The sequence below is a fragment of the Azospirillum sp. NS33 genome (assembly GCF_059703765.1).
This window is the reverse complement of sequence record NZ_BAAKJB010000026.1, coordinates 98,496-107,053: the sequence shown is the minus strand read 5'-3', so window position 1 is coordinate 107,053 and position 8,558 is coordinate 98,496. Positions and strand designations below refer to the sequence as shown.

The window sequence follows — 8,558 nt, the reverse complement described above, 5'->3', positions numbered from 1 at the left end:
TGCGCCCCGATCCGTCGGGCGCGTCGGCGCCCGCGCCGCTGCCGGTGCTGCCGGCCGAGCCGCCCGCGGCGGCCGCCCTCGACACCGCCATGGCGCCGTCGCCGGTCGGTTCCGCCGCCGCGGCGGAGCGTCCCGCGGCGGCCGGGCCGGCCCTGGTGTTCGACACCGGCGGCCCGGCGGCGGCGGCGGTCTACCCCCGGGCCGGCCACCTCTACATCGTCTTCGACAAGCCCCTGCCCATCGGGTCCGGGGCGGTGGTCGGGCCCAACGCCGAGGTCGTGGGCGGCATCGAGCCGGTGCCGGCGACCGGAGGCACGGTCTTCCGCACCCGCATCGGCCCCTTCGTGTGGCCGCGCGTCGAGCGCGAGGGAACGGTGTGGCGCATCGTCCCGGCCACCCGGCTGACCGCCGCCGCGCCGGACAGCCTGCCGGTCGAGGCCGACCCCGATTTCCTGCTGGGCGCGCGGATGGTGGTGCGCGCCGCCGACGCTGCGTCGGTGGTGCAGTTCACCGACCCGGACGTCGGTGACCGGCTGCAGGTGGTGCCCCTGCCGACCCCGGGCCAGGCGGTCGTCCAGGGCTACCGCATGGTCGATCTGGAGGTGCTGCCGTCCTTCCAGGGGGTGGTGGTGCGCCCCATCGCCGACGCGGTGACGGTCCGGCCGGTCAAGGAGGGGGTCGAGCTGACGGCCGCCGGCGGCCTCCACCTGTCGCCGGCGGACGACGCCGGCGCCGCTCCCCAGGTTGCTGACGGCCAAGACTCCGCGGCGCCCGGCGACGGCACCGGCCCGGTCGGGCAGGGCGGCGCCTCGCCGGGGCCCGCGGCGCCGCTCACCGCCGAGGTGCCGCTCAGCGACAGCCGCCTGTTCAACCTCGAGGCGTGGCGGCACGGCGGATTCGAGCAGTTCACGCAGGCGCGCCAGCAATTGCAGATGGACGCGGCCGAGGCGCCGGACGGTGAGCGTCCGCGCGCCCAGCTCGACCTTGCCCGGTTCTTCTTCGCCAACGGCTTCGGGCCGGAGGCGCTGGGCATGCTGGAGGTGCTGCAGGCGTCGCAGCCCGACCTGGAGGGCTGGCCGGCCTACCGGGCGCTGCGCGGCGGCGCGCGCTTCCTGGCCGGCGACCGTGCCGGAGCGGCGGCCGACCTGTCCGACCCTGGTCTGGAGAACAACGCCGAAGCGGCCCTCTGGCGCGCCGCGATCGCGGCCGAGAACGGGGACTGGGCGGCCGCGGCCGGCAATTTCAAGGCGACGGGGACGCTGCTGCGCTCCTACCCCGAGCCCCTGCTGTCCCGGCTGTCCCTGCTCGCCGCCGAGGCGGCGCTGAAGAACGAGGACCTGACCGAGGCCAAGCGCCTGCTGGACCGCATCGAGCAGCGCGTCGGCGCCGACGCCAACGAGCGCGCCGACATGCAGTACCTGCGTGGCGAGCTGTACCGCCAGGCCGGCGAGATCGATCGCGCGCTGGAGGAATGGACCGCCGCCTACAACGGCCTGGACCGCTATTATCGGGCCAAGGCCGGGCTCGACCTCATCAACCTGGAGGTCCTGGAAGGCCGGATGTCGCCGGAATCGGCGGTGGAGAAGCTGGCCGGGCTGACCTTCGCCTGGCGTGGCGACGAGCTGGAGATCGCCATCCGCCAGCGCCTGGGCGAGATGCAGATGGCCGCCGGCCAGTACGCCCAGGGCTTCGAGACGATGAAGGAGACCGCCGCCCTGGTCGCCGACACCCCCCAGGCGGAGCGCATCGGCGCGGAGATGCAGCGCCAGTTCGCCGATCTCTACAAGGACGGCGCGGCCCATTTGCCGACCCTGGAGGCGCTCCAGCTCTACGACCAGTTCCGCGAACTGACCCCGGTCGGCACCGAGGGCGACCGCATCATCCGCCAGCTGGCGGAGCGGCTGATCGACATCGACCTGCTGGGGCGTGCCGCCGACCTGCTGCAGCATCAGGTCGAGTACCGGCTGGCCGGCGAGCAGAAGGCGGACGTGGGCACCCGCCTGGCGTCGGTGCGCCTGCTCGACGGCAAGCCGGACCTGGCGTTGAAGGCGCTGGAGATGAGCAACGTGCCGGGCATCCCGCCCGATCTGGCCGGCCAGCGCCGGGCCATGCAGGCCAAGGCCCTGGCCGAGATGGGCCGGGCCGGCGAGGCCCTGCAGCTGCTCGCCCAGGACGACGGCGACGACGCCAACCTGCTGCGCGTCGACATCGCGTGGCGCGCCCAGAACTGGAACCAGGCGGCGGTGGCGCTGGGCAAGCTGATCGGTCCGGCTCCGGTGACCGACGGGGCGCTCGAGGGCGACCGCTCGCAACTCGTGCTCAACCGGGCGGTGGCGCTGGCGCTGGCCGGCGACGCCACCGGGCTCAGCCTGCTGCGCAAGGAGTTCGGGCCGGCCATGGAGCAGACCGCCGACGCCGACGCCTTCCGGGTGCTGACCCGGCCCGATCAGGCGACCGGCCTGGTCGACGTGAACACCATCCGGTCGCGGGTCGCCGAGGTCGACGTGTTCCAGAAGTTCCTGAAGGGCTACAAGGGCCGCCAGTCGCCCCAGCCGACGCCGATGAACTGACGCTCAGCGCCCCTCGCGCCGCGCCAGGAAGGCCAGCCGCTCCAGCAGGTGGACGTCCTGCTCGTTCTTCAGCAGCGCGCCGCACAGCGGCGGGATCACCGTGCGGGCGTCCGTGGCGCGCAGGGTGGCGGGGTCGACGTCCTCGACCATCAGCAGCTTGATCCAGTCCAGAAGCTCCGAGGTCGACGGCTTCTTCTTCAGCCCCGGCACCGCGCGCAGCTCGTAGAACAGGCCCAGCGCCTCGCGCAGCAGGGCCGGCTTGAGGCCGGGGTGGTGGACCTCGACGATCCGTTCCATGGTCGCGGTGTCGGGGAAGCGGATGTAGTGGAAGAAGCAGCGGCGCAGGAAGGCGTCCGGCAACTCCTTCTCGTTGTTGGAGGTGATGATGACCACCGGCCGTTGCCGCGCCTTGACCACCTGGCGCGTCTCGTAGACGTGGAACTCCATGCGGTCGAGTTCGAGCAGCAGGTCGTTGGGGAACTCGATGTCGGCCTTGTCGATCTCGTCGATCAGCAGCACCGGCGGCTGCGGCGCCTCGAACGCCTCCCACAGCTTGCCGGGCACGATGTAGTTGGCGACGTCGTGCACCCGCGCCTCGCCGAGCTGGCTGTCGCGCAGGCGGCTCACCGCGTCGTACTCGTAGAGGCCCTGCTGGGCCTTGGTGGTCGACTTGACGTGCCAGGCGATCAACGGCCGGCCCAGGCTGCTCGCGATCTCCGCGGCCAGCACCGTCTTGCCCGTCCCCGGCTCGCCCTTGACCAGCAGCGGGCGCTCCAACGCCACCGCGGCGTTGACCGCCACCATCAGGTCCTCGGTGGCGACGTAGCTGTCGGTGCCGGTGAAGCGCATGGCGTCCGCTCGTGCTGTGGAAAGGCGACGGTGGCCATCCTTTCCGATCCCGGCCGGCCTGTCCAGCGCGACACCGCCCCGCGGCCCCCCAGGGGGGGACGGTCAGCCCGCCAGCGCCCCCTCCAGGGCGGCCACCGCCGCGTCGGCCTTGTCGCCCTCGGGGCCGCCGGCCTGGGCCATGTCGGCACGCCCGCCGCCGCCCTTGCCGCCCATCGCCTCCGACGCCGTGCGCACCAGGTCGACGGCGCTGAAGCGGCCGGTCAGGTCGGCGGTCACGCCGACCACCACCGACGCCTTGCCGTCGTTGACGGCGATCACCGCCACGACGCCGGAGCCGACCTGGGTCTTCAGGTCGTCGGCCATCGGCTTGAGGTCCTTGGCCGGCAGCCCCTCGGCGACGCGGGCGAGGAACTTCACGCCGTTCACCTCCTTCACCGCGGCACCGGCCGCGCCGCCGCCGCCCATGGCGACCTGGCGGCGCAGCTCGGTCACCTCGCGCTCCAGCTTGCGGCGCTCCTCGACCAGGGCGGCCACCCGGGCCGGGACCTCGGCGGGCGCCACCTTGAGCGCCGAGGCCGCCTCGCCCAGCAGGGCGTCGCGATGCTCCAGCCACGCGAAGGCGCCGCGCCCGGTCAGCGCCTCGATGCGGCGCACCCCCGCGGCGACGGCGCCCTCCGCCACCACCTTGAACAGGCCGATGTCGCCGGTGCGCCGCACATGGGTGCCGCCGCACAGCTCGATGGAATAGTCGCGCTGCAGCTCGCCGTGCGGGCCGCCCATGGAGACCACCCGCACCTCGTCGCCGTACTTCTCGCCGAACAGCGCCATGGCGCCCATGCCCTTGGCCTCGTCCGGGCTCATCAGCCGGGTCACCACCTCGGAATTGGCGAGGATGCGGGCGTTCACCACGTCCTCAACGGCGTCGACGTCGTCGGCGCTCAGCGGGATGGGCTGCGAGATGTCGAATCGCAGGCGGTCCGGCGCCACCAGCGAGCCCTTCTGGGTGACGTGCTCGCCCAGCCGGTCCTGGAGCGCCTTGTGCAGCAGGTGGGTGGCCGAGTGGTTGGCGCGGATCGCCGCCCGGCGCTCGCCGTCGACCCGCAGCTCGACCACGTCGCCGACGCCCAGCGTGCCCTTGGTCACCGTGCCGACATGGGCCCAGACCGCCCCCAGCTTCTTCTGGGTGTCGGACACCGCGACCTCGGCGCCGGACGACGAGAAGATGACGCCGGTGTCGCCGACCTGGCCGCCGGACTCCGCGTAGAACGGCGTCTGGTTGACGACGACCATGACCGGGTCGCCGACCCCGGCCCGGTCGACCCGGACGTCGCCCTTGACCAGCGCCGTCACCTTGCCCTCGGCGATCTCGGTGTCGTAGCCGAAGAACTCGGTGGCGCCGAGCTCGTCCTTCACCTCGTACCACAGCCGCTCGGTCGTGGCCTCGCCGGAGCCGGCCCAGGATTCCCGCGCCTTGCGGCGCTGCTCGTCCATCGCCGCCTTGAATCCGGTCTCGTCGACGCCGCGGCCGCGGCCGCGCAGGACGTCCTGGGTGAGGTCGAGCGGGAACCCGTAGGTGTCGTACAGCTTGAAGGCGACGGCGCCGGGCAGCGCCTGGTCGCTGTCCAGCCGCCCCTCCTCCTCGTCCAGCAGGCGCAGCCCGCGCTCCAGCGTCTGCTTGAAGCGGGTCTCCTCCAGCTTCAGCGTCTCCACGATCAGGGCGCGGGCGCGGGCCAGTTCCGGATAGGCGCTGCCCATCTGGGTGATCAGGGCCGGCACCAGCCGGTGCATCAGCGGGTCGCGGGCGCCGATCATGTGGGCGTGGCGCATGGCGCGGCGCATGATGCGGCGCAGGACATAGCCGCGCCCCTCGTTGGAGGGCAGCACGCCGTCGGCGATCAGGAACGAGCACGAGCGCAGGTGGTCGGCGATCACCCGGTGCGAGACGGCGTGGGCGCCGTCCGGAGGGGTCCCGGTGGCGTCGGCCGAGGCCAGGATCAGCGACCGCATCAGGTCGATGTCGTAGTTGTCGTGCTTGCCCTGCAGCACCGCCGCCAGGCGCTCCAGCCCCATGCCGGTGTCGATGGACGGGCGGGGCAGGGGGACGAGGTCGTCCGGCCCGCGCTGCTCGAACTGCATGAACACCAGGTTCCAGATCTCGATGAAGCGGTCGCCGTCCTCGTCCGGGCTGCCCGGCGGGCCGCCGGCCACGTGCGGGCCGTGGTCGTAGAAGATCTCGGAGCACGGACCGCAGGGGCCGGTGTCGCCCATCCGCCAGAAATTGTCGTCGGTGGGAATGCGGATGATGCGCTGGTCGGGCAGGCCGGCGATCTTGCGCCACAGCGCCGCCGCATCCTCGTCGCTGGTGTGGACGGTGACGGTCAGCTTGTCCGCCGGCAGCCCGTACTCCTTGGTGATGAGATTCCAGGCGAACGCGATGGCGTCCTCCTTGAAGTAGTCGCCGAACGAGAAATTGCCCAGCATCTCGAAGAAGGTGTGGTGGCGCGCGGTGTAGCCGACGTTGTCCAGGTCGTTGTGCTTGCCGCCGGCCCGCACGCACTTCTGCGAGGTGGCGGCGCGCGAGTAGGGGCGGCTCTCGGCACCGGTGAAGACGTTCTTGAACTGCACCATCCCGGCGTTGGTGAACATCAGCGTCGGGTCGTTGCGCGGCACGAGCGGCGACGACTCGACGACCCGATGGCCGTTCTTGCCGAAATAGTCCAGGAAGGTGGCGCGGATGTCGTTGGCGGTCTTCATAGGATCGTCGGGCTCCGGAACGCGTCTGCCTCAAGCGGCCGAACGGGTGCTTTTAGCTTGAGTTGGTGTGCCTGTCCACCGGAGGCCAGACCCCGACCACGGTCGCGTGACCCGTCAGGCCGCTTTCACCCCGGCGAGGAAGGTCTCGACCTGGCGGCGCAACGCCTCCGCCTGATGGGCCAGGTCGCCCGAGGTCGCCCGCACCGTGTCGGCGGCGGCCCCGGTTTCGTGGGCGGCGCCGGCCACCGTGGTGATGGTTTCCGACACCACCCGGGTGCTGTCCGCCGCCTGGGTGACGCTGGCCCCGATGGTGCGGGTGGCGGCGCTCTGTTCCTCCACCGCGGCGGCCACCGCGCCGGCGATGCCGTCGATTTCGGCGATGGTGGCGCTGATGGCCTGGATCGCCGCCACCGCCCGCTCGGTCGAGGCCTGCACGGCGGCGATCTGGCTGGCGATCTGTCCCGTCGCCCCGGCGGTCTGGTTGGCCAGGTTCTTGACCTCGCTGGCGACCACCGCGAAGCCCTTGCCGGCCTCGCCGGCGCGCGCCGCTTCGATGGTCGCGTTCAACGCCAGCAGGTTGGTCTGGCCGGCGATGTCGTTGATCAGGCCAATCACCTCGCCGATCTTCTGGGCGTTGTCGGACAGGCCGTGGACCAGCTGGTCGGCGTCGCGCGCCCGCTCCACGGCGCTGCGCGAGGCGGCGGCGGTGCGGTCGACCTCGCGGGCGATCTCGTCGATCGAGGCGGTGAGCTGGTGGGCGGCGGCGGCCACCGCGTCGACGTTCTGCGCGGCCTGGGCGGCGGCCCCGGCGGTTTCGTCGATGCGCCGGCTGGCGGTGCCGGCGCTGGCGTTCAGGCTCGCCGCGGTCTCCGCCATCTCCTCGGCCGCTTCGGTGACGATGCGCAGCACGCCGGTCACCTCCGCCTCGAATCCGCCGGTCAGGGTCTCCAGGGCGGTCCGGCGGTGCTCCTTGGCCGCCATCTCGTCGCGCTGCAGGGCGACGAATCGGTCGGCCTCCTGCTTGTGCGTCTTGAACACCTCCACCGCGGCCGCCATCGCGCCGATCTCGTCGCGCCGCTCCAGATCGCTGACGGCGACGGCGGTGTCGCCGTCGGCCAGCCGGGCCATGGCGCCGGTGAGCCGCTGCACCGGGCGCGCAATGCTGCGGGCGATCACCACCGCCACCGCGACGGTCGCGAGCACGCCCAGGAGGATGGCGACGCCCTCGACGATCAGCGCCAGCCGGGCGGTGGCGATGACCGCGCCGGCGCGGTCCAGGATGTCGGCGGCGACCGCGTCCTCGGCCTCCTTCAGGCGGTCGATGCGCTCGCTGGTCAGGGCGAACCAGTCCGGCGCGGTCAGCGCCTCGAAGTCATGCTCCCACAGCCGTTCCCGGGCGGCCGTCAGGCGGTCGGCGGGGATGCCGGCGAACACCGCGTCGTAGCGTGCGGCGGCGGCGCCCAGGCTGCGGCGGAACCGCTCCAGCGCGGCGTCCTGCTCCGCCTGGAGGCCGACGAACCGGCGGAAGGTGGCGGCGTCGAACCCCTTGCGCGCCAGCGCGCCCGATCCGAGCGCGCGCTCCAGCCCGGCGCTCTCCTTGGCCTGCATGAGGTCGACGTAGCCCATGGTCATGCGCGACACCACGGGGTCGCGGGCCAGCGCCGCCATCTCGCCGACGGTGGCCAGCAGGCGCTTCACCGCCGCGGTGTAGGTGGTGAGCACCGCCGGCGGGGCCACGGCCGCCCGGTCGACCGCGCCGCGCAGGCCGGTCGCCGTGCGCGTGTCCGCGGCGGCGGCGTCGAGCAGCGGCGCCGCGCCGCCGTCGGCGGCGCCGGGCCGCGCGGCCTCGAACGTGGCGAAGGCCGCGTCGGTGCGCTGGCGCTGCTCGGCCAGCTGCTTGCCGAAGGACTCGCCGCCGCTCGACAGGAACAGGACCGAGGCGCCGCGCTCGCGCTGCAGCTCGTGAACCAGCGCGCTGGCGTCGGCGGCGATCACGGCGAGCGCACTCAACCCCTGGGTGTCGCGGACGATGACCGCGCGATCGATCACCACATACCCGGAAAACCCGACCAGGCCCAAGATCGGAAGGAGAAAGCCGATGGCAATCCGTGTGCCGATCTTCGTGTTCTTCGTCCAGTCGAGCATGGTTCGTTCCGTTCCGTGGCGCGGGTTGAGGGCGGCTTGGCGACCGGGTGCGGGCGGGAGGTTTGCGCGGTTGCACCCGGCGGCCTGGTGCCGGCCCCGGCGCCGGATACGGGAGAATGTCCGGGCCGTGGCTGCGCCATTGGAGGTTCTGATCTCCCCCCGCGCAAGCAACTTGGTGCGCCACGGCGAAGTATTGCGATGGATCAAGCCGTCCGAACCGCAAGAACAAACTTGTTTCAG

At 72.6% G+C, this 8,558-nt stretch carries 4 protein-coding genes; 1 reads left to right on the top strand and 3 read right to left on the bottom strand.

What is annotated here, in order from left to right:
• Window positions 1–2,570 (top strand): tetratricopeptide repeat protein (locus tag AC6H2I_RS21585; protein ID WP_497502775.1); only part of this gene is annotated, 2,570 nt, incomplete at its 5' end.
• A 3-nt stretch (window positions 2,571–2,573) separates the two neighbouring features.
• Here the strand turns inward: AC6H2I_RS21585 and AC6H2I_RS21580 are convergent.
• From AC6H2I_RS21580 to AC6H2I_RS21570, 3 genes are all read right to left on the bottom strand, one after another.
• Window positions 2,574–3,419, bottom strand: coding sequence for an AAA family ATPase (locus AC6H2I_RS21580; RefSeq protein ID WP_497502774.1), 846 nt, complete (start codon window positions 3,417–3,419; stop codon window positions 2,574–2,576).
• Window positions 3,420–3,521: 102 nt separating this feature from the next.
• The gene (gene alaS / locus AC6H2I_RS21575) at window positions 3,522–6,173 is read right to left on the bottom strand and encodes an alanine--tRNA ligase (protein ID WP_497502773.1); all 2,652 of its coding nucleotides are present in this window, start codon (window positions 6,171–6,173) and stop codon (window positions 3,522–3,524) included.
• A 114-nt stretch (window positions 6,174–6,287) separates the two neighbouring features.
• Window positions 6,288–8,318, bottom strand: a complete 2,031-nt coding sequence (locus AC6H2I_RS21570; RefSeq protein ID WP_497502772.1) for a methyl-accepting chemotaxis protein — start codon at window positions 8,316–8,318, stop codon at window positions 6,288–6,290.
• Window positions 8,319–8,558 lie beyond the last annotated feature (240 nt).

Bases quoted from the DNA above. Each gene is read 5' to 3' on its own strand.
- AC6H2I_RS21580 (WP_497502774.1), bottom strand. From the start codon at position 3,419: ATGCGCTTCACCGGCACCGACAGCTACGTCGCCACCGAGGACCTGATG.
- alaS (WP_497502773.1), bottom strand. From the start codon at position 6,173: ATGAAGACCGCCAACGACATCCGCGCCACCTTCCTGGACTATTTCGGC.
- AC6H2I_RS21570 (WP_497502772.1), bottom strand. From the start codon at position 8,318: ATGCTCGACTGGACGAAGAACACGAAGATCGGCACACGGATTGCCATC.